Genomic DNA, 21987 nt, shown 5'->3' with positions numbered 1-21987 from the left:
GGATTGGCGGCGGCCATCTCGCCGAGCATCCGCATCACGAGGACGACCATCAGGCCGACGAGGGCGTACGAGATCAGAATGCCGGGCCCGGCCGCGGCGATCCCGGCGCCGGAGCCGACGAACAGGCCGGCGCCGATGACGCCGCCGATGGCGATCATGGAGAGATGGCGGTTCTTGAGACCGGCTTTCAGGCCGTCACCACCACCCTGCGAGCCGGACGGTTCCCCTGGGGTAATAGGGCTGCCGTCTTCTTTCGCAAGGGTCGGTTGCGAAGTCATGGACGAATCCTTAAGTTCTCGGGTCACGAGCCCTTGCATTCAATACTCCAAGGGGCAAGAGACGGAAGACCCGATTCTGATTTGTTGCCTGGAGAACCAATTGCCCGGCAGTGTCCTGACTTGTCCCCGTCCTCGTCCTCGTCCCCGCCCCGGTCCCGGCCTGCCCCGGACCCGCCCCGGACCCGGGCGCGACCCCGCCCGTACCGACATGCCACACTCAGACCCATGCGCGTGTATCTCGGCTCGGACCATGCGGGCTACGAACTCAAGAACCACCTCGTCGACTGGCTGAAGGCCCACGGCCACGACCCCGTCGACTGCGGCCCGCACATCTACGACGCCCAGGACGACTACCCGCCGTTCTGCCTGCGCGCCGCCGAGCGCACGGCCGCGGACCCGGACGCCCTCGGCATCGTGATCGGCGGCTCCGGCAACGGTGAGCAGATCGCGGCGAACAAGGTGAAGGGCGTGCGCTGCGCCCTGGCCTGGAGCGAGGAGACGGCCGCGCTCGGGCGGGAGCACAACAACGCGAACGTCGTGTCGGTGGGTGCCCGTATGCACTCCCTCGATGAGGCGACGAAGTTCGTGGAGGTCTTCCTCGGTACGGCCTACTCGGACGAGGAGCGTCACACGCGTCGCATCGAGATGCTGTCGACGTACGAGACGACCGGCGAGCTTCCGCCGATCCCGGCCCACCACCCGCAGCAGGACTGACCCGCAGGGGGTTCTGCCGCCTGCACCCCCGCTCCTCAAACGCCGGAAGGGCTTGATTTGGGGCTGCCCCAAATCAGCCCGTCCGGCGTTTTGAGGACGAGCGCGTTCAGCGCGATAAAGCGGGGGCCTGGGGGCTGCAAGCCCCCGGCTACGGGAAGGGGCGGGACTGGGGAAAGAACCCATCCCCGAGCCGCACCAAGGAGAAATCACCTTGCCCGAGGGGCACACGATCCACCGCCTCGCGGCCGACCACCGCGACCGCTTCCTCGACGAGACGCTCCGCGTCACCAGCCCCCAGGGCAAGTTCTCCGACAGCGCCGCCCTGCTCGACGGCCGCCGCCTCACCTCCGCCGAGGCCCACGGCAAACACCTCTTCCTCGGCTTCGGCCCGACCGCAGGCCCGGCCGCAGGCCCGACAGACGGCCACACGGACAGCCACGTCCACATCCACCTCGGCCTCTTCGGCAAACTCGGCTTCGGAACGGCCCCCGCGCCCCCGCCCACGGACACCGTCCGGCTCCGCCTCGTCTCCGCCACCGCGTACGCGGACCTGCGCGGCCCCACGACCTGCGCCCTGATCACGGACGCCGAGAAGCAGGCGATACACGAGCGCCTCGGCCCCGACCCGCTGCGACCCGCCGACGACCCGGCCAACGACCCCGACAAGGCGTGGCGCCGCGTCTCCCGCTCCCGTACGACCGTCGCCGCCCTCCTCATGGACCAGAAGGTCATCGCGGGCGTCGGCAACGTCTACCGTGCCGAGGTGCTCTTCCGGCACGGCATCGACCCGTACCGTCCGGGTAGGGACCTTACGTACGACGAGTGGACCGCCCTCTGGACCGACCTGGTCGCCCTGATGCGCGAGGGCGTACGCCACAACCGCATCGACACCGTGCGCCCCGAGCACACACCGGAGGCGATGGGCCGCGCGCCGCGCGTGGACGACCATGGCGGTGAGGTGTACGTGTACCGCAGGGCGAACCAGCCCTGCCACATCTGTGGCGGCGAGATCCGCACCGCCGATCTCGCCGCCCGCAACCTCTTCTGGTGCCCCAACTGCCAGAAGAAGTAAGGGAGTAAGAGGGTTGCCGCCGGGTCAGAACCCGTACGGCAGCCACGGTTCCAGGGCCGAGCCGAACGCCACCGACGCCTCCGCGAGCGCGCCCCGGCGCACCTCCCGCACCCGGCCCGCCCCGGCGAGCGCCGCCAGGGAACTGCCGCCCAGATAGGCGGCGCCCAACTCCCGTACGGAAAGGGAGAGTTCTGCACGATCGGCGGTGCGCTCGCAGGTCGCGCCCTTCGGGTCGCCGGAGAGCCGCCAACGCCCCTCGTTCCAGGGGCAGAAGGTGTCCTCGACCTCCAGGACCACGTCCACCGGCGCCTGATACGTACGGGCCGTGAGCGCCGCGCCCACGTCCAGCGGCCGCAGGTGCAGCTCGTCCCGGGAGCGGACGGTGCAACGCCGCAGGTCCGAGACCAGGTGTTGCCAGGCGTCGTCCATCGGTCGCCGCCGCATCCGTACCGACGACGTCAGGTCGATGTCGAAGAAGAACTGCCACAGCGCCGCGTACGCCGCCGGGTCCAGGGCGTCCAGATCGCGCACCGTGACCACGCCCTCGGCGCCCGCCTCGCCCCACTCCGGCTTGTTGTGGAACCGGGCGTACCCCACCACCTCGCCCTCCCGCTCGGCGAGCACGCACTGCAGCGGCGAGGCGCCCTCCCGGTCGGAAGGCGGGTCGATCAGACCGACCCGCCCCCAGCCCGGGGCGCGCTCGAGCATCCCGGGCCGTTCGGGCACGAGCCGCGCGTACACCGCCTCACAGGCGTCGAGCACCTCGGCGGGGTCGGCGAGCCGCAGCCGTACGCGTCCCGCGTCCGTGCCCGTTCCCGCGTCCGCGCCCGCGCCCGAGCCCAAGCCCTCGGGCAGTTCGAGCCGTACCCGGGACGTGTCGATCTCGGCGAGCAGCCGCCGGGTCGCGATGCCGAAGCCGAAGCGGCCGTAGATCGCGGGTTCGGAGGCGGTCAGACCGGCGAGCGGCTCGCCCCGCTCCCGGGCGTCGTCGAGCACGCGCCGCATCATCGTGGTGAGCAGCCCGCGGCGGCGGTGCGTCGGCGCGACGCTCACCATGGTGACCCCGGCCGTCGGGACCAGGGCACCGCCCGGGACGCTCATCCGGAAGGAGAAGGCGCCCGCGGTGCCGACCACCTCGTCGCCGTCCCAGACGCCGATCGACCGCTCGAACTCGGTCACGGCGCGGTCGAACTCACGCTCCTCGTCCGGCTCCCGGACCCCGCCGAACGCGAGCTCGAGGACGCCGAACCAGCGCTCCCAGTCGTCGGGACTCAGGACCCGTACGTCAGTCGTCATGCCCCCCTGCCTACCAGGGCGGACCCGCGGCGGGCGAGGCAATTTGCCCGGCGTCGGTCCCGCACCGCCCGTCCGACGGCGTCGGACGTCGTCATCGGACGTCCGTCACGGCCGGGCCGCGGGCCCACCCGCCCGGTGGACAACCGGGACCTCCCGTGCGAAGCGGTACGCGGCGTGTATAGGGTCCACGGCAATGGCATCGAGGAGGCGCGGCCCCGCACGGCGCGCGGCAGCGGAGACGCTCTCGGCCCGGCTGCGCAAGAGGCTGCACCGGGTCCGCATCGACCTGCGCAAATCCGGGGTCGACTACTTCCGCGGCGACGGCTCCGACTGGATCGCGCTCGCCGCCCTGTTCCTCACCATTCCGCTGATCACCCTGGGCACCCTCGCGGTACCGGTCTGGTTCTCGCCCACCCTGCTCGTGCTGCCGATCGTCGCGGGCGGCCTGCTGCTCCGTCCCGCCAGCCTGCTCGCCCTGTACGCCACCGCGGCGGCCGCCCTCATCGTCGAGTCGGTCCGCCTCGCCCCGTACACCGCCGCCGACGGGCCCGCTCCCGTGACGCCCGGGACCGTGCTCGTCGTCGCCTCCTGCGGGTTCTTCGGGCTGCTCATCGCCCAGTTCCGCAGCCGGGTCGGGGTGCCCTGGCGGCGTGGCGGGACGATGCTCTTCGACCTGCGCGAACGCATCAAGGTGCAGAGCAAGCTGCCCAAGCTGCCGGGCGGCTGGCACCGCGAGATGGCGCTGCGCCCGGCGGGCGGCCAGTCCTTCTCCGGCGACTTCGTGGTGGCGGCGCGTACGAATGGCGGCCGCACCCTCGAGGTCGTACTCACGGACGTCTCCGGCAAGGGCATGGACGCGGCGTCCCGCGCGCTGCTCCTCTCCGGCGCCTTCGGCGGGCTCCTCGGCTCGCTCCCGCCGCACCGCTTCCTGCCCGCCGCCAACGGCTATCTGCTCCGCCAGGACTGGGACGAGGGCTTCGCGACCTCCATTCACCTCGCGCTCGACCTGGAGTCCGGCGACTACGAGCTCCTCTCCGCCGGTCACCCGCCCGCCGTCCAGCTGCACGCCGGTACCGGCCGCTGGGAGGAGAAGACCGCGGAGGGGCCGCTGCTCGGGGTGTACGACGGCGCCCAGTTCGACCCGGTCAAGGGCTCGCTGCGCCCCGGCGACGTCCTGATGCTGTTCACGGACGGCCTGGTGGAGACCTCGGAACGGGACCTCACGGAAGGCATCGACCGGCTCACCGGCGAGGCCGACCGCTATGTCTCCGGCGGCTTCCACGGCGCGGCCTGGCACCTGATCGAGGCCGTCGCCAAGGACGTCAACGACGACCGGGCACTGCTGCTGCTCTGCCGGGGCGCGTGATGCTGACCCTTACCGAAGTGGCGGCCCTCGCCCGCCGCGCCCACGCCGCCCAGACCGACAAGGCGGGGCGCCCGTACGCCGAACACCTCCAGGCCGTCGCCGAGGGAGTCCGCGCCCGCGGCGGCGACGAGGCCCAGATCGCCGCCGCCTGGCTGCACGACGCGGTCGAGGACGACGTCCTCTCCGAACAGTGGCTGGCCGAGGCCGCGCTCCCGGAGCGCACCAAGGACATCGTGCGGGCCCTCACCAAGCGTCCCGGCGAGCCCCCGGAAACGTACGCCCGCAGAATCCTCGCCACCCCCGGCGCCCGCCTCGTCAAAGAAGCCGACCTCGCGCACAACGCCGACCCGGCCCGCCTCGCCGCCCTCGACGAGCCGACCGCCCGCCGCCTCACCGCCAAGTACGCCGACATGCGCCGCCACTTGGGCCTGGACACCTGAGCGAGGCCCGCGCGGGCGTGGGGGTCGTGTGAGAGTCCGGCAGCGCCGGGGGCGGTCGGGGTTCGCGATGATAAATTCCCGCGCGTGGTGAGCATGGTGGGCGGGGACCCGAAGGACACGGCGGGGACGGCAACGACAACGCAGACGCAAGGGGGGACCTTTTCGGTTCCGCCACCCGCGCCTGCGGCTGGGCCTGCGCCCTCTGCATCCGCGCCTGCGGCTGGGCCTGTGCCTGCGCCTGCCACCTCTGCATCGGCGCCTGCGGCTGCATCGGCGCCCGCGCCCGCGGCGGCAGCCGTACCCGTGGACGCCCCGGTGCCCGCGCCCGCAGCCGTACCCGCGGTCGAGGGCCAAGAAGCGGCCGACGCCGTTCAAGAGTCGCTCGATCTGCGGACCTGGCGGTGGCGCCCCGCGTCCCGGCGGCCCACCGCCGCGGTCGCCACGCTGGTGCTCGCGCTCGTGACGGCCTGGCTCGTACGTCAGGAGTTCGCGGCGGGACCTGCGGCGTACGGACTGTTCGCGGCGGCTCTGGTGCTTGCGGTGGGGGGTGTGGTGGCGGCCGGTCCGGCCCTGCCCGGCCGTGCCGCCGGTGCCAGCAGCAACGCTTCTGCAGGGAGGCCGAGTTCGGCTCCCGCCCCCATCGGTCTGCTGACCTCGCCCGGCCGGGGCAACCGTGGGCTCGCCACCGTGCTGCTGCTCACCTCCGGCGGCTGCGCCGTGCTCGCCGCGTGGACCCTCGCGGATGCCCACCAGCTGCCGGGCCCGGGTCGGCTCGTGGTCGTCGCGGCGGCCGTGGCCCTGACGCTGCTGCTGCTCGGCCTTTTCTCGCCGTTCGGGCGGGCCGGGCTCGTCGGCGCGGTGGCCGTGGCCGTGCTCACCGCCGTCTGGCAGCTGGCCGCCCTGCTCGTCGGCGCCGACCCGGGCCGCCTCGGCGCGACCCTCGCCGTCATCTCGGTCGTCCTGCTCGGCCTGCTGCCCCGGCTCGCGCTGCGGGCCACCGGTCTGACGGCCATCGACGACCGGCGCTCCACGGGCAGTTCGGTCAGCCGCCACCAGGTGGCGGACGCGCTCACCGACACCCACCGCGGCCTGGTCCTCGCCACCCTCCTGACGGCCGGTTCGGCGGCGGCCGCGGGCCTGTTCCTGACCCGCGCGGAGCCGACGCCCTGGACCGTGCTGCTCGCCGCGCTCACCGGGGCCGTGCTCCTTGCCAGGGCCCGCGCGTTCCCCCTGGTCGTGGAGGTGGTGGCGCTGTTCGCCGCCGCCGCGTTCCTGCTCGTACGGCTGACGCTGCGCTGGCTGCACCACGCCGACGCCGCGCTCCCGCTCGCCGCCCTCGCCCTGGCCTCGGCCCTGCCGCTGCTCGCCCTCGCGCTGCGCCCGGGGGAGCGGGCCCGGGTACGGCTGCGGCAGCTCGCGGACGGCGTGGAGTCCGTGGGCGTCGTGGCCCTGTTCCCGCTCGCCGTGGGGGCGTTCGGGGTGTACGGCCGACTGTTCGGCGGGGCCTGAGCAGATGCAGGGCGACTTCGGAAGAGAGAAGAACATGCCACACGCCGACCAGCACCCCCACCCTCCGGCCGACGCCCCGTCTGCCGTACCGGGCTCCGCTGCGGCTCCGGGCTCTGCTGCGGCTCCGGGTTCCGGTTCGACTCCGGGCTCCGCCTCGGCTGCCCCGGGTTCCGCCCCCGCCCCCGCCGAGACGGGCGGCGTGCCCCTCGCCAAGCCGTCCGACCGCCCGGCCAACGGTGCCGCCGCCTCCGCCGCGTCCACGGCCCGCAGCACCGGCTCCGAGGACGCCACCCACCAACTGCCCCTGCCCGGCGCCCCGTTGCCCGACGCCTCGGCGGGCCACCCCACCGGGGACGACCCCACGCGTCCCCTGTCGTCGGTGACCCCGCAGGCACTCCCGCCCGAGGCTCCGGCTTCCTCGGCCCCGGCTTCAGCCACGTCCGCCGTCCTCGACGACTTCGCCTCGGCCCCAACTCCGGCCCCCGCCCCGTCGTCACGACCGGACCGACCGACCACCGCCCTGCGCGACGTACTCCCGAAACCGACACCCCCCACAACACCTCAGGCACAACCACCTACAGCACCCGCAGCACCCACAGCGCCCGCAGAGCCTCAGGCCCCCACAGCAGCAGCACCAGCGACACCTGCCCCAGCCCCCACACAGCCGCAGCCGCAGTCGCCGCAACCGCAGACGCCCACCCCCGCCACCCCGACCCCGACCCCGACCCCGACCAACAGCTTCAGCTCCCTCCCCGTCGTGGACGACTCCCTCACCGACACCCGCCGCAAGCCGCGCCACGGCGAGCCCCTCGTCGGCCGCGCGCTCCGGGCCGTCCGGCGTACCGTCTCGTCCTCGGCCGCGCGCGAGGTGGCCGTCGCCTCGCAGACCGCTCAGCTGCTTCAGCAACCCGTGGCGACCGGACGCCAGATCGCCGTGACCTCCATCCGGGGCGGCGCCGGTAAGTCCACCGTCGCGGCGTTGCTCGGCACGGCGTACGCCCACTACCGCCACGATCCCGTGCTGCTCGTCGAGGCCGACCCGGCGCTCGGCACGCTGCCGTCACGGCTCGGGGCGCCGTCCCTGCGCTGGACGGTCCGCGACCTCGCCGTGATCGTCGAACCGTCGATGTCGCTGCTCGACGTCACCGGCTACCTCGTCCAACTCCCGGACAACGCCTGGCTGTTGCCCGGCAGCAAGGGCGAGGTCGGCGCCATCCTTGACACCAAGGCGTACGAGAAGACCATGGTGTCCCTGCGCCGCTACTTCGGCGTCACCGTCGTGGACTGCGAGACCCTGCCCGCCGAGGTCGCCCGCACCGCGCTCTCCGCCGCCCAGGCGCGCGTTCTGGTCGCGCCCGCGACGTTCGAGGGGATCGCCAGTACGCAGTCCGTACTGAAGTGGATGGCGGGTCTGCCGCGTCAGGTCGTCGCCGGTACCGTCGTCGTCCTGACCGAGGCCGTGCCGCACGGCGGGCTCGACGTCGACAAGGCCGCGGAGAAGCTGCGCGCGACCGGCGCCACGGTGCATCTGCTGCCGTACGACCGACACCTGGCCGCGGGCGGCGAGATCAGCACGGACCTGCTCGCGCACACCACCCGCGAGGCCGTCACCCACGTCGCCGCGGACGCCCTGCGCCTCTCTCTACAGGCCAGGCACTGACGCGTACCAGCCGCACAGGCCGCCAGGGCACTAAGGCGTACTAGCCGCGCACGCGCCCGCGCGCCAGCTCCGCCGCGTCCCGCTTGAACGCCCACTCCATCTTCGGCTCCATCGCGAACCGGAAGGCGCGCTGCACCGGCGGGGTGCACAGGAGCGTGATCACGGCCGCCGCGACGACCGTCACGAAGATCTCGCCGAGCGGCTTGTGCAGCCAGGCGTAGTCGTCGAACCAGCCCCAGAAGCGCGAGCCCTTCGCGAGGAAGCCGTGCAGCAGATAGCCGTACAGCGTGCCCGCGCCCAGGATCGTGAACCACATGTGCCGCTTGGGCACCCAGGCCAGGAAGCAGGCGGTCAGGACCACCGAGCAGCCGAGCAGCGCCAGCGTCATCACGGCGCCGCTCCACCACGGACCGCCCAGCTCCTGCGCACTGTCGCGGTGGTAGAACCACGCCGAACTCATCCGCGGCGCCGCCCAGTAGGCGACGATCACCGCACAGGCGAAGATCGGCACCGACAGGATCCGCACCTCACGGCGGCGCACCATCTCGAAGTGCTCCGGCTTGAGGAAGAGGCCCATGACGAAGAAGGGCAGGAACTGAAGGACGCGCTGGAGATCGAGGTCGTCGCCGATCTCGGGCGAGACCGAGGCGAGCATGGCGACGCCGATCGCGATCGGGATCGGCCAGCGGATCAGCTTCCACAGCGGCGTGGTCAGCCGCCACACGAACAGCGCGGCCAGGAACCAGGTCAGGTACCAGGGGTCGAGCAGGCTGATCGGATGCGTCGGATCGTCGTCCGCCCACCGCTTGAAGAACGCGTACACCACCTCGAAGATCAGGTAGGGCACGAGCACTCCGGTGACCAGGCGCTTGAGCCGGTCCGGGCGCATGTCGAAGCTGCGCGAGAAGTAGCCGGAGATCAGGATGAACGCCGGCATGTGGAACGTGTAGACGGTCATGTAGAGCGCCTCGGCGGCGCGGCTGCCGTCCGTCAGCGGCTCCCAGGCATGGCCCATCGCGACGAACACGATCGCCAGATACTTGGCGTTGTCGAAGAACGCGTCCCGCTGCTTCCCCGGCTTCGCCTGTGGCTCAGCCTGCGCCTGCTGCGCCGCAGGACCGGTGGCCGCGGCGTCCTGGACCGGGGGGAGCGGAGTTCTCGCGTGGAACATCTGAGGCACCTTAGCGGCGCCCGAGCGATTTCGTAAAACCCCGCAGAGAACGGCCTTGAGAAGCCCCCGGGAGGCTTCTCGGCATTTCTCCTTTTCTGTGCGCAGGTACGCAGGATGACGCCCTGTGCCGTCCGTTTAGTTAGCCTTCATCCCGCTTAATTGGGGCATAACGCCCCCAGGCGACTCTGGTGGAATGTCCGACTCGATAGCCGACTTGCTGTGCGCTCAGTCACAAGTGCCGTGTTCCCGGCAGCAATTCGAAATGCCCGGGGATATGGCCGGGGATATGAATCCGCACTGGCCCGAATTCGCCGCCGCGCGGGGGCCGTTCCGCGTGATCAAGCCGTCGCCGGGGTATCGCGATGGTGCCGACGCGGCGCGCGGGACGTCAGGGGCGCATATGCCGTTGGCCAACGATGCGTCACCCGCCGCATAGGCAGGGCCTGTTGGTGGCACGATGGTCTCTGGCGGGGGTGTGCAGGGCCGCGTACCTCCGAGCGGGAGTGCGGACCGACCTAGGGTGTGATCAGTGTGGCCATTTCGCTGTCTGTTGTGTTGCTGTGTGCGATCATTCTGGTGGTGCTGATCCGCGGAGGCTCCCTCAAGGCCGGACCCGCAGCCGTCGCCATACTCTTCGGCTTCTTCCTCGCGTCAACCGGCATGGCCGATGACATCCAGCGCTTCCTCGACTCGATAGCGAACACGATCAATTCGATCCAGTTCTGACATCGATCCGGTTCTGCCGGTCCCCGTCACGCCCGGGCGCGGAAACGCCTCCGGCCCGGCCCCGCGAGGTGATCGCAGGACCGGGCCGGAGGCCGTGGAGCGGGCGACGGGAATCGAACCCGCGTAGCTAGTTTGGAAGACTAGGGCTCTACCATTGAGCTACGCCCGCAAGCGCCGCACCGCAGGTCACGGCAGCCACGCAGAGGCGCCGACCGCGGTACGAAGAGCATCGTAGCGGGTCGCCCCCGTGCCCCGCACACCCCATTCCCGCAGGAGTCGAACGAGACGACCTCCCGTCCCCCGTGGACCCCGCGCACCTGGGTGCACCCTGGCGCGAATCCGACCGGGAACCGACCCTGCCGACCGCCTCCGGAGCGGTACGGGCCGTCTCGCGCTCCCCGTAGCGGACCCTCACAATCCGTACCGAGGATCTTGCGCGTACCCCCACGAATATTGCGGCAGCCGCACTGCCTGGGGGCATGTACCCTACGTGTCGCACCGACGGGGTGTGGCGCAGCTTGGTAGCGCGTCCGCTTTGGGAGCGGAAGGCCGTGGGTTCAAATCCCGCCACCCCGACCACCAGCCAGATCATCTCCGGCTTCGTCCCTCGTTCGGGATCCCGACCGGCAAGATCGCCTTTTGGGGCGCGTACCTGCTCCGGTTACTATGCAAGCTGCGCGCCCGTGTGCCTCACGTCTGACGTTCTCCCCGGGCGACGAACATCTGCTGAAGCCGTCTGCCTCAGCGAACCCAAGCAGTCAGCCACCAAGGAGACCGAACCGTGAAGAGCGCCGTGGAGACCCTGAACCCGACCCGGGTTCGGCTCACTGTCGAGGTGCCCTTCGAGGAGCTCAAGGACAGCCTCGACGCGGCGTACAAAAAGATCAACCAGCAGGTCACGGTGAAGGGCTTCCGTAAGGGCAAGATCCCGGCCCGCGTCATCGACCAGCGGTTCGGCCGCGGTGCGGTCCTCGAGGAGGCCGTCAACGACGCGCTGCCGAAGTTCTACACCGAGGCGGTCAACGAGGCCGAGCTCAACGTCCTGGGCCAGCCCGACGTGGACATCACCGAGCTGAAGGACAACGAGACCCTCAACTTCACCGCCGAGGTCGACGTCCGTCCCGAGATCACGATCCCGGACTACTCCGGCATCGAGGTCGAGGTCGACGCCGTCGAGGTCAGCGACGAGGACGTCGAGAAGTCCGTGGAGCAGCTGCGCGAGCGCTTCGCCTCCACCTCCGTCGTCGAGCGCGCCGCCGCCGAGGGCGACGTCGTGACCATCGACCTGGAGGCCAAGGTCGAGGGCGAGGTCCTCGAGGACGGCGTCGCCAACGGCGTCTCGTACACCATCGGCTCCGGCGAGCTGCTCGACGGCATCGACGAGGCCGTGACCGGCCTGGAGGCCGGTGGCGAGGCCACCTTCACCTCCGAGCTCAAGGGCGGCTCCGCCGAGGGCAAGGAGGCCGAGGTCACCGTCAAGGTCACCGAGGTCAAGGCCCGCGAACTGCCCGAGCTCGACGACGACTTCGCGCAGCTGGCCTCCGAGTTCGACACCCTGGACGAGCTCAAGGCCGACAGCCGCAAGCGCCTCGAGAACATGAAGCAGTACGACCAGGCCACGCAGGCCCAGGAGCGCGTCCTGGAGAAGCTGCTCGAGCTGGTCGAGATCCCCGTCCCCGAGAAGCTGCTCGAGGACGAGGTCAACACGCGCAAGCACAACCTCGAGAACCACCAGCTCGCCCAGATGGGCCTGGACCTGGCGAAGTACCTCCAGATCCAGGGCAAGACGGTCGAGGAGTTCGACGCCGAGACCCGCGAGCAGGCGGTCAAGGGCATCAAGACCCAGTTCATCCTCGACGAGCTGGTCAACAAGGAGAAGCTGAACGTCAGCCAGGAGGAGCTCACCGAGCACCTCATGCGCCGCGCGCAGTCCTCCGGCATGTCCCCCGACCAGTTCGCGCAGGCCGTCGTCGAGGGCGGCCAGGTGCCGATGCTCGTCGGCGAGGTCGCCCGCGGCAAGGCCCTCGCGGTCGTCGTCGAGGCCGCCACGGTCAAGGACACGAACGGCGAGGTCGTCGACCTTTCGGACGAGGACGAGACCGAGGCCGCCACGGAGACGGTCGAGGCCGTCACCGAGGCCGAGGCCGAGGCCGGCGAAGCCGACGAGGAGAAGAAGGAGGGCTGACCCTCCGCGCCTCCGCGCAGTACGTGAGCCGGGCCCCCGGGGACATCGCGTTCCCCGGGGGCCCGGCGTGCCTCTTCAGGCAGCACGACCTGCGCTCACAGCGAACAGTTCCGTCTCCGGGATTCCCCGAAGGGACCCGCGCGTTAGGGTCCATGAATACGAGGGCAGGGGAGTCCCCGAAAGCCGCCAAGACCCGCCGAAGACGCGGACGCGGCGAATGACCGGGGCGGCCCAGGCCCCAGCAGAAGACGTGAGACGGCCCGGCGCCGTCGTAAGACGAGCAGGTGGATACGTGACGAATCTGATGCCCTCCGCCGCCGGCGAGCCTTCCATCGGTGGTGGCCTCGGCGACCAGGTCTACAACCGGCTGCTCAACGAGCGGATCATCTTCCTCGGCCAGCCGGTCGACGATGACATCGCCAACAAGATCACTGCGCAGCTGCTGCTCCTTGCCGCGGACCCGGACAAGGACATCTTCCTGTACATCAACAGCCCCGGCGGCTCGATCACGGCCGGCATGGCGATCTACGACACCATGCAGTACATCAAGAACGACGTGGTGACGATCGCGATGGGCATGGCGGCCTCCATGGGCCAGTTCCTGCTCAGCGCGGGCACGCCCGGCAAGCGCTTCGCGCTGCCGAACGCCGAGATCCTGATCCACCAGCCCTCCGCGGGCCTCGCGGGCTCCGCGTCGGACATCAAGATCCACGCCGAGCGGCTGCTGCTCACCAAGAAGAAGATGGCGGAGCTCACCGCCTTCCACACCGGCCAGACCGTCGAGCAGATCACCCGGGACTCGGACCGCGACCGCTGGTTCGACCCGCAGGAGGCCAAGGAGTACGGCCTCATCGACGACATCATGCCCACGGCGATCGGAATGCCGGGCGGCGGCGGCACCGGGGCCTGAGCACTCGATCCCGAGCCTTCGCTCGTCCATCGATCCTCAGCCCCGGAGCCGACCCTCAGCTCACTCCGCTCACTTCAGGAGAACTTCAGTGAACGACTTCCCCGGTAGCGGTCTCTACGACCGGACCCGCGCCGAGCAGGCCGCCGGCCAGTACACCGGCCCGAGCGCCGAGTCCCGTTACGTCATCCCGCGCTTCGTCGAGCGCACCTCGCAGGGCGTGCGCGAGTACGACCCGTACGCGAAGCTCTTCGAGGAGCGCGTGATCTTCCTCGGCGTCCAGATCGACGACGCCTCCGCCAACGACGTCATGGCGCAGCTCCTGTGCCTGGAGTCGATGGACCCCGACCGGGACATCTCGGTCTACATCAACAGCCCCGGTGGCTCCTTCACCGCGCTCACGGCCATCTACGACACGATGCAGTTCGTGAAGCCGGACATCCAGACGGTCTGCATGGGCCAGGCCGCCTCGGCCGCCGCGGTGCTGCTCGCCGCCGGTACGCCGGGCAAGCGCATGGCGCTGCCGAACGCCCGCATTCTGATCCACCAGCCGTACAGCGAGACCGGCCGCGGTCAGGTCTCCGACCTGGAGATCGCGGCGAATGAAATCCTCCGGATGCGTTCGCAGCTGGAGGAGATGCTGGCCAAGCACTCCACGACGCCGATCGAGAAGATCCGCGACGACATCGAGCGCGACAAGATCCTCACGGCTGAGGACGCGCTCTCGTACGGCCTGATCGACCAGATCATCTCCACCCGGAAGATGAACAACGCATCGGTCGCCTGACGGGGCACAGTGACACCTGCCCATCCCTGGGCGCGGTTCGTACTTGGCTCACGTCGAAGCGAACCGCGCCAAGGGGGGCCCGAACGGGGGGCCCGGCAAGGTACCGTCGGATATGAGGCACCAGGAGCCGCCTGAAAGGGCGTCTCCCAGGCGAAGGGGAAGCACCTCGTGGCACGCATCGGTGACGGCGGCGATCTGCTCAAGTGCTCGTTCTGTGGCAAGAGCCAGAAGCAGGTCAAGAAGCTCATCGCAGGCCCCGGTGTGTACATCTGCGACGAGTGCATCGACCTCTGTAACGAGATCATCGAGGAAGAGCTCGCGGAGACGAGCGAGGTGCGTTGGGAGGAACTCCCCAAGCCCCGTGAGATCTACGAATTCCTCGAGGGTTACGTCGTAGGTCAGGAAGCGGCCAAGAAGGCGCTCTCGGTCGCGGTGTACAACCACTACAAGCGGGTCCAGGCCGGTGAGAACGGCGGCGCTCAAGGGCGCGAGGACGCCATCGAGTTGGCGAAGTCCAACATCCTCCTGCTCGGCCCCACGGGTTCGGGAAAGACGCTCCTGGCCCAGACGCTGGCCCGGATGCTGAACGTCCCGTTCGCCATTGCCGACGCGACGGCGCTGACGGAGGCCGGGTACGTCGGCGAGGACGTCGAGAACATCCTCCTGAAGCTGATCCAGGCGGCGGACTACGACGTCAAGAAGGCCGAAACCGGGATCATTTACATCGACGAGATCGACAAGGTCGCGCGAAAGAGCGAAAACCCGTCGATCACGCGTGACGTCAGCGGCGAGGGCGTACAGCAGGCGCTGTTGAAGATCCTGGAGGGCACGACCGCCTCGGTCCCGCCCCAGGGCGGCCGCAAGCACCCGCACCAGGAATTCATCCAGATCGACACCACGAATGTGCTGTTCATCGTGGGCGGTGCCTTCGCGGGCCTTGAGAAGATCATCGAAGGTCGGGCCGGTGCCAAGGGCATCGGCTTCGGCGCGACGATCCACTCCAAGCGGGAGCTGGAGGAGAAGGACCAGTTCGAGGACGTCATGCCCGAGGACCTGGTGAAGTTCGGCATGATCCCCGAGTTCATCGGCCGCCTCCCGGTCATCACGTCGGTCCACAACCTCGACCGCGAGGCGCTCCTGAAGATCCTGGTGGAGCCCCGCAACGCCCTGGTGAAGCAGTACCAGAGGTTGTTTGAACTGGACGGCGTAGAGCTGGACTTCGAGCACGAGGCCATGGAGGCCATCGCCGACCAGGCCATCCTCCGCCAGACCGGCGCGCGGGGCCTGCGCGCCATCATGGAGGAGGTCCTGCAGTCGGTGATGTACGAGGTCCCCTCGCGGAAGGACGTGGCGAGGGTCGTCATCACCCCGGACGTCGTCCACTCGAACGTGAACCCGACGTTGGTGCCGCGGATCGTGAAGAACGATGGGCGGCACGAGAAGAGCGCGTAGCGCTGCGCTTTGCTTGTACGTAACTGAGGCCCCAGCTATTGAGTTGGCTGGGGCCTCAGTGCTTGGCGCAAATATCAGGACAACGTCCGTCGAACGCTTGTGCTTTGCGTGCGCCCGCTGCTTGGGTCTTCTGTGACCGAAGTAAACGGGAGGGGAGACCGTGAAGTCGTTGAAGAAGAAGCGGGTGCTCGCTGCGGTGGGGGTGGCGATTGCTGCGAGTGTGACTCCGGTGGTCACTGCGTCTCCGGCGGCAGCCCACACCTATGACTGCATGCAGTACCTTCGCGACAGGGGGTACATAGTTGGCGAGGGTGTGGAGCGGGCTTGCAGGACTGGTTCTAGTGTCTTCGGGCATGATGCCTGCCGGTTCCGCCTTGAGCAGCTGGGGGTACGTGAGACTCACGCCGACAAGGCTTGTTCCCTGTCTCGTCTCTAGCAGTGAGGGCGTGTCCCGGCTGGGTGGCTGGGACACGCCCTGGGGTTGCTAGGCGTTGCTACTTGACCTCGACCCGCACCTCGTTGCGGACCTTGGCTGCGATGCCGGCCAGGTCTTCCATGGAGCCGCCGTTGCCGGTGGCCAGGGAAGCCATGTCGAAGTGGAGTACCTCGGCGAGGGTGCTGTTGTCGGCCCAGATGCAGATCGGGATGGTGGCCTCGCTGGGCCCGCCCGCGGCGGCGCCCGCGCCCTTGGTGACCTTGGCCTCCTGGCACTTCATGATGCCGTTCTCGAAGCCATCGGGCTGGAACTCCTCGGGGTCACCGATCAGTTCGCCCTTGCTGGAGCTGCTGCTCTGGTCCTTCTCGGACTCTTCCTTCATCTGGGCGAACATGGCGTCGACAGCCGCCTCGGGGTCCTCGATCTCGCCGTAGACGCCGCCGAACGCCAGCGACTTGGCGCTGGTGCCGGAGCCAGCCGCGTAGCCGGCGGACACGTCCTTGGCGTTCTTGATGCCCCAGTCTTCGGCGTCGTCGAAGTCGCCCGAGCCGGCGTCGTTGCTCGGGCTCTTCTTGTACTCCCCGAGCACCGTCGCCGGAGTCGTCAGCTTGTACGTCTTGCCGTCGTCCGCGACGCTGCTGCCGCCGCCACCGCCCGCGGTGAAGAACCACACGCCACCCGCGATCACCGCAAGGGCGACCACCGAGCCGACGATGATGCCGACCTTCTTGCCGCCACCGCCGCCGCCCGGCGGGGGCGGGGGGACCTGGCCGTACGGGGGCTGCTGGCCGTACTGCTGCTGGCCGTAGGGGCCCGGCTGCTGGGGGGCGCCCTGCTGCGGGTAGCCGTAGCCCTGCTGTGGCGGGACGCCCTGCGGGGCCTGCTGCGGGTAGCCGTAGCCGGGCTGGGGTGCCTGCGGCGGGGCCGGCTGGCCGTAGGGCCCCGGCTGCTGCGGCTGACCCGGCTGACCGTACGGTCCGGGCTGCTGAGGCTGGCCGCCGTACGGGCCGGGCTGGTTGTAGCTCATCGAGTTCTCCTTGTGTGGACAGTCCGGCCGTCAAGGCGGGCAGGAAGTGCATTTCTGCAGAGGGTGATGCGAAGCGCCGCAAACTCCCCCAGAGAGGTGCTGATGTGTAGGCTTGTAGGGCTACAAATAGGCCCGCTAGATTGTAAGTTGTGAAGACTGACCGGGTGAGGCGGGCCTTCAAGTTCCGCGTCTACCCGACCGATGCGCAGGCGGTTGAGTTGCTGCGCACGTTCGGGTGTGTGCGGAAGGTCTACAACCTCGCACTGCAGGCGCGTACCGAAGGCTGGTATCAGCGGCAGGAGCGCATCAACTACAACGCAACCTCCGCGATGCTCACGGCATGGAAGAGGACCGAGGAACTTGCCTATCTCGGTGAGGTTTCCGCGGTGCCGCTCCAGCAGGGACTTCGGCACCTGCAGAGCGCTTTCGTGGCCTTCTGGGAAGGGCGTGCGCGGTATCCGCGGCTCAAGTCCCGTAAGAAGTCGAGGGCATCGGCTGAGTACACCCGCGCCGCGTTCCGCTGGCGTGCAGGTGAGCTGACGCTTGCCAAGATGAACGAGCCGTTGAATGTGGTCTATTCGCGACCGTTGCCTGAGGGGGCCGAACCGTCGACGGTGACGGTATCCCGGGATGCGGCCGGACGCTGGTTCGTCTCCATGTTGGTGGAAGATCCGGCCGTCAAGCCGTTGCCGCAGACGGATGCAATGGTGGGCATCGACGCCGGCCTTACTTCGCTGGTCACCTTGTCGCGTCCGACCGAAGGCCTGACCGACGGCTCGGGCAAGGTGGGCAACTCGAGGTTCGAGCGCCGTGACCGTGGGCGTTTGGTCAGGGCTCAGCGGCAGCTGGCGCGCAAGCAATGGGGATCGAAGAACCGGGACAAAGCCCGCGCCAAGGTTGCGAAGGTTTATGCACGGATCACCGACCGACGCCGGGACTTTCTGCACAAGCTGACCACTCGACTCGTTCAGGACAACCAACTGATCGCGATCGAGGACCTGACCGTCCGGGGCATGCTCAAGAACCGCACGCTTGCGCGCGCGATCTCCGATGCCGCCTGGACGGAACTGCGCTCGCTCCTTGAGTACAAATGCCGTTGGTACGGACGAGATCTCGTGGTGATCGACCGGTGGCATCCAAGCAGCAGGATCTGCTCCTCCTGCGGCACGCTGAAGGCGAGCTTGCCACTGAATGAACGCACCTTCCGGTGCGGCAACCCCGCGTGCGGCCTGGTCCTGGACCGGGACGTGAACGCGGCACGGAACATTCTGGCCGCCGGGCTGGCGGTTGCGGCCTGTGGAGCCGGTGTAAGACCCCAACGGAAATCCTCCGGGCGGGCAGTCGGTGTTGAAGCAGGAAGCTCTGTGGCGCGAGCCACGAGAACTCTCGCCCCTCAGGGGCGGGGGTAGGTCAAGCGTTCCGAACATCCTGACGGAACCAGCAAGGGGGTGGGGTCGCCGGTGCCTCACCGTTACCAAACATGCGGGGTATCAGTACGGAACTGTGGCGGGGAGGGGCCGTCAGGTATCGATTCGAAGCGGGGCCGACCGCCCCCGTAAACTGTGCCGCGTGACCGAGAACACTCAGCAGCAGCACGCCAGCGTCCCCGAGCCCGAACTGCCGAAGACCTACGCTCCGGCCGAGGTAGAGGGGCCGCTGTACGAGCGCTGGGTAGACCGCGGTTACTTCGCCGCCGACGCGAAGAGCGACAAGCCGCCGTACACCGTTGTCATTCCGCCGCCGAACGTCACCGGGTCCCTGCACCTGGGCCACGCCTTCGAGCACACGCTCATCGACGCCCTCACCCGCCGCAAGCGGATGCAGGGCTACGAGACGCTGTGGCAGCCCGGGATGGACCATGCCGGTATCGCCACGCAGAACGTCGTGGAGCGCGAGCTCGGCAAGGAGGGCAAGTCCCGGCACGACCTGGGGCGGGACGAGTTCGTCGAGCGGGTCTGGAAGTGGAAGGGCGAGTCCGGCGGGCAGATCTCCGGGCAGATGCGTCGGCTTGGTGACGGCGTGGACTGGTCGCGTGAGCGGTTCACCATGGACGAGGGGCTCTCCCAGGCCGTCCAGACCATCTTCAAGCGGCTCTACGAAGATGAACTGATCTACCGCGCCGAGCGGATCATCAACTGGTGCCCCCGGTGTCTGACCGCCATCTCCGACATCGAGGTCGAGTACCAGGACGATGACGGTGAGCTCGTCTCCATCAAGTACGGGGAGGGGGACGAGACGCTTGTCGTCGCCACCACCCGCGCCGAGACGATGCTGGGTGACACCGCCGTCGCCGTGCACCCCGAGGACGAGCGGTACGCGCACCTGATCGGGAAGCAGATCAAGCTGCCGCTCACCGATCGGTCCATCCCGGTCGTCGCCGACGAGCACGTGGACCCGGAGTTCGGCACCGGCGCCGTCAAGGTCACTCCGGCCCACGACCCGAACGACTTCGAGATCGGTCAGCGGCACGGGCTGCCGAGCCTCGCCGTCATGGACGAGCACGCGGTGATCACCGCACACGGTCCGTTCCAGGGCCTGGACCGCCTGGAGGCCCGCAGCACCATCGTCGGCGCGCTCCGCGCCGAGGGCCGGATCGTCGCCGAGAAGCGCCCGTACACCCACTCCGTGGGCCACTGCTCGCGCTGCAAGACCACGATCGAGCCGCGTCTGTCCATGCAGTGGTGGGTCAAGGTCGGCCCGCTGGCGAAGGCGGCGGGAGACGCCGTCCGTGACGGCCGCGTCAAGATCCATCCGCAGGAGATGGAGAAGCGGTACTTCGACTGGGTCGACAACCTCCACGACTGGTGCATCTCGCGGCAGTTGTGGTGGGGCCACCGGATTCCGGTCTGGTACGGGCCGGAGGGTGAAGTCGTCTGCGTCGGGCCCGACGAGGAGCCGCCGAGCGGTGCGGGCTGGACGCAGGACACCGACGTCCTGGACACCTGGTTCTCGTCCGGCCTGTGGCCGTTCTCCACGCTCGGCTGGCCCGAGCAGACCGAGAGCCTCGCGAAGTTCTATCCGAATTCTGTGCTGGTCACGGGCTACGACATTCTCTTCTTCTGGGTCGCCCGGATGATGATGTTCGGCCTGTACGCGATGGACGGCACCCCGCCGTTCCACACCATCGCCCTGCACGGCATGGTCCGCGACCAGTTCGGCAAGAAGATGTCGAAGTCCTTCGGGAACGCGGTCAACCCGATCGACTGGATGGACAAGTACGGTTCCGATGCTCTTCGGTTCACGCTCGCCCGTGGGGCCAACCCGGGCACGGACGTCCCGATCGGCGAGGACTGGGTCCAGGGCTCCCGTAACTTCGCCAACAAGATCTGGAACGCGACGCGCTTCGCGCTGATGAACGGCGCCACGGTCGAGGGCGAACTCCCGCCCGCCGAGCGGCTCTCGTCGACCGACCGGTGGATCCTGTCCCGGCTCAACTCCGTCGTGGCCGAAGTCGACGCGTACTACGAGGACTTCCAGTTCGCGAAGCTCTCCGACGCCCTGTTCCACTTCGCCTGGGACGAGGTCTTCGACTGGTACGTGGAGCTGACCAAGACCACCTTCCAGGAGGGCGGTCAGGCCGCCGAGGACACCAAGCGGGTGCTCGGGGAGGTCCTCGACGTCACGCTGAAGCTGCTCCACCCGGTCGTGCCGTTCGTGACCGAGACCCTGTGGACCACGCTCACCGGCAAGGAGTCTCTGGTCATCGCCGACTGGCCGACGGACTCGAGTTTCCGGGACGCCGACGCCGAGCGGGAGATCGAGACCCTTCAGCAGGTCATCACCGAGGTCCGCCGGTTCCGCTCCGACCAGGGCCTTCAGCCCGGTCAGAAGGTTCCGGCCCGGCTCACCCTGGAGGGCACGGCGCTGGCCCCGCACGAGCCCGCCATCCGTCAGCTGCTCCGCCTCCAGCCGGAGGGCGAGAACTTCGCGGCGACGGCGAGCCTGCCGGTGTCCGGGGCGACGGTCGCGCTCGACCTCTCCGGCACGATCGACGTCGCGGCCGAGCGCAAGCGCCTGGCCAAGGACCTCGCGGCGGCGGAGAAGGAGGTCACGGCGGCCAACGCGAAGCTCGGGAACGAGGCGTTCCTCGCGAAGGCGCCGGACCACGTCGTGGAGAAGATCCGGGGCCGCCTCACCAAGGCGGAGGCCGATATCGCCCGGATTCAGGGGCAGTTGGAGAAGCTTCCGGCCGCGTAACGCGACGCGTCGCTTTCCTCGAAGAACGCCGGAGGAGCCGCACGGTGGTGCGGCTCCTCCGGCGTTCGCGTCGTCTTACGCCATGACCAGGCCCAGGCGCTCCAACTCCGCGTCCGCCAGGGTGTCCAGGGTTTCCGGATCCCCGTTCCGCCAGCCCTCGGCGAGGCTCCCGGGCGTCGCGTCCGGCAACTCCGCAGCCGTACGCGCCACCTCGTCGAGCGGCCGCATCAGGGCCCGAAGCGCCAGGATCTCCCGGCCGTCCTCTGAGGCCGCCAGCTCCCGCGCCGCGGCCGCCTGCCGCACCCAGCGCACCCGCCGCGGCAGCCACAGCGCCAGGACCAGGCCGACGGGCAGGACGAACAGGCCGACGGCACCGCCGATCGCGAGCATGTCCACGAGCGCCTGCCCGCGGTCGCCCGCCGTGACGAGCCGGTCCCCGGCGCCCGCGAGCTCCCGCAGCGCCGCGTCGATGCGCGCCCCGACCAGCGGCACCCGCGCCGCCGACGGGCCCGGCCCCGGCAGGCCCGCACCGTAGCCGCGCCCGGCCGCCTCGACGTCCTGGGCGGGCCGCAGGAGCAGTTGGATGAACCGGTGCGCGGTCACCGCGAGCGCCGCGCACAGCACGGCCCACAACAGGACCGCACCGTCGCCGATCAGCTGCCGCGCTCTGCGTCCGGGGTTCTGGGCGTACCACATGCACCGATTGCACCCCCGGCGACCGCCCCGCCCCCCGAACCGCGCCGTGATCAAGGCATGCGATCGCC

16 protein-coding genes, 2 tRNA genes and 2 pseudogenes are annotated in these 21987 nt (G+C 69.5%); 14 read left to right on the top strand and 6 right to left on the bottom strand.

Translation table 11 applies throughout. From position 1 onward, the window contains the following. Positions 1-278: pseudogene (locus ACWD10_RS15740) on the bottom strand (amino acid transporter); the annotation flags it as partial. 225 nt (positions 279-503) lie between these two features. On the opposite strand from ACWD10_RS15740, the gene ACWD10_RS15735 reads away from it, so the two are divergent. Together ACWD10_RS15735 and ACWD10_RS15730 are read left to right on the top strand one after the other, a co-directional pair. Next, positions 504-992 (top strand): ribose-5-phosphate isomerase, encoded by a 489-nt coding sequence (locus ACWD10_RS15735; protein ID WP_451091074.1) that lies wholly within the window; start codon positions 504-506, stop codon positions 990-992. 211 nt (positions 993-1203) lie between these two features. Next, positions 1204-2064 carry an Fpg/Nei family DNA glycosylase gene (locus tag ACWD10_RS15730; protein WP_451091072.1) on the top strand — a complete coding sequence of 287 codons (861 nt, stop codon included), beginning with the start codon at positions 1204-1206 and terminating at the stop codon, positions 2062-2064. A gap of 24 nt (positions 2065-2088) precedes the next feature. Here ACWD10_RS15730 and ACWD10_RS15725 read toward each other — a convergent pair whose 3' ends face one another. Beyond that, entirely contained in the window at positions 2089-3360 is a 1272-nt protein-coding gene (locus ACWD10_RS15725; protein WP_451091070.1) for a GNAT family N-acetyltransferase, read from the bottom strand. Positions 3361-3553: 193 nt separating this feature from the next. On the opposite strand from ACWD10_RS15725, the gene ACWD10_RS15720 reads away from it, so the two are divergent. The 4 genes from ACWD10_RS15720 (at position 3554) to ACWD10_RS15705 (ending at position 8335) form a co-directional block, all read left to right on the top strand. After that, complete coding sequence (locus ACWD10_RS15720) at positions 3554-4726, top strand: PP2C family protein-serine/threonine phosphatase (RefSeq protein ID WP_451091068.1); 1173 nt, start codon at positions 3554-3556, stop codon at positions 4724-4726. Continuing rightward, a complete protein-coding gene (locus ACWD10_RS15715; protein ID WP_451091096.1) occupies positions 4726-5166 on the top strand; it encodes an HD domain-containing protein in 441 nt (146 codons plus the stop codon). The genes ACWD10_RS15720 and ACWD10_RS15715 overlap by 1 nt, the downstream gene beginning before the upstream one ends. A 315-nt stretch (positions 5167-5481) precedes the next feature. Continuing rightward, positions 5482-6675, top strand: a complete 1194-nt coding sequence (locus ACWD10_RS15710; protein WP_451091066.1) for a type VII secretion integral membrane protein EccD — start codon at positions 5482-5484, stop codon at positions 6673-6675. 199 nt (positions 6676-6874) lie between these two features. After that, entirely contained in the window at positions 6875-8335 is a 1461-nt protein-coding gene (locus ACWD10_RS15705; protein ID WP_451091064.1) for a MinD/ParA family ATP-binding protein, read from the top strand. Between the two features lie 40 nt (positions 8336-8375). Here the strand turns inward: ACWD10_RS15705 and ACWD10_RS15700 are convergent, their stop codons facing one another. After that, positions 8376-9506 carry an acyltransferase family protein gene (locus ACWD10_RS15700; RefSeq protein ID WP_451091062.1) on the bottom strand — a complete coding sequence of 377 codons (1131 nt, stop codon included), beginning with the start codon at positions 9504-9506 and terminating at the stop codon, positions 8376-8378. 531 nt (positions 9507-10037) lie between these two features. Here ACWD10_RS15700 and ACWD10_RS15695 point away from each other — a divergent pair. After that, entirely contained in the window at positions 10038-10232 is a 195-nt protein-coding gene (locus tag ACWD10_RS15695; protein WP_451091060.1) for a hypothetical protein, read from the top strand. A 95-nt stretch (positions 10233-10327) separates the two neighbouring features. On the opposite strand, the gene ACWD10_RS15690 is transcribed toward ACWD10_RS15695, so the two are convergent. Continuing rightward, a tRNA-Gly gene (locus ACWD10_RS15690) sits at positions 10328-10401 on the bottom strand. A 333-nt stretch (positions 10402-10734) separates the two neighbouring features. Here ACWD10_RS15690 and ACWD10_RS15685 point away from each other — a divergent pair. The 5 genes from ACWD10_RS15685 (at position 10735) to clpX (ending at position 15563) form a co-directional block, all read left to right on the top strand. Then, a tRNA-Pro gene (locus tag ACWD10_RS15685) sits at positions 10735-10811 on the top strand. A gap of 202 nt (positions 10812-11013) precedes the next feature. Continuing rightward, positions 11014-12417 carry a trigger factor gene (gene tig, locus ACWD10_RS15680; RefSeq protein WP_451091058.1) on the top strand — a complete coding sequence of 468 codons (1404 nt, stop codon included), beginning with the start codon at positions 11014-11016 and terminating at the stop codon, positions 12415-12417. Positions 12418-12721: 304 nt separating this feature from the next. Continuing rightward, complete coding sequence (locus ACWD10_RS15675) at positions 12722-13327, top strand: ATP-dependent Clp protease proteolytic subunit (RefSeq protein ID WP_451091094.1); 606 nt, start codon at positions 12722-12724, stop codon at positions 13325-13327. 88 nt (positions 13328-13415) lie between these two features. Then, positions 13416-14111: an ATP-dependent Clp protease proteolytic subunit gene (locus ACWD10_RS15670; protein WP_451091056.1), complete on the top strand. Its 696-nt coding sequence runs from the start codon at positions 13416-13418 to the stop codon at positions 14109-14111. 168 nt (positions 14112-14279) lie between these two features. Beyond that, positions 14280-15563, top strand: a complete 1284-nt coding sequence (gene clpX / locus ACWD10_RS15665; protein WP_451091054.1) for an ATP-dependent Clp protease ATP-binding subunit ClpX — start codon at positions 14280-14282, stop codon at positions 15561-15563. 494 nt (positions 15564-16057) lie between these two features. Here the strand turns inward: clpX and ACWD10_RS15660 are convergent, their stop codons facing one another. Further along, complete coding sequence (locus tag ACWD10_RS15660) at positions 16058-17026, bottom strand: hypothetical protein (RefSeq protein WP_451091052.1); 969 nt, start codon at positions 17024-17026, stop codon at positions 16058-16060. 149 nt (positions 17027-17175) lie between these two features. On the opposite strand from ACWD10_RS15660, the pseudogene ACWD10_RS15655 reads away from it, so the two are divergent. After that, positions 17176-18403: pseudogene (locus ACWD10_RS15655) on the top strand (RNA-guided endonuclease InsQ/TnpB family protein); the annotation flags it as partial. 192 nt (positions 18404-18595) lie between these two features. Further along, positions 18596-21223 carry a valine--tRNA ligase gene (locus ACWD10_RS15650; RefSeq protein ID WP_451091092.1) on the top strand — a complete coding sequence of 876 codons (2628 nt, stop codon included), beginning with the start codon at positions 18596-18598 and terminating at the stop codon, positions 21221-21223. Positions 21224-21298: 75 nt separating this feature from the next. On the opposite strand, the gene ACWD10_RS15645 is transcribed toward ACWD10_RS15650, so the two are convergent. Next, entirely contained in the window at positions 21299-21919 is a 621-nt protein-coding gene (locus ACWD10_RS15645; protein ID WP_451091050.1) for a hypothetical protein, read from the bottom strand. Between the last annotated feature and the right edge of the window lie 68 nt (positions 21920-21987).

This window comes from Streptomyces sp. NPDC002851, from assembly GCF_053591935.1.
This window is presented reverse-complemented; position numbering and strand designations above follow the sequence as displayed.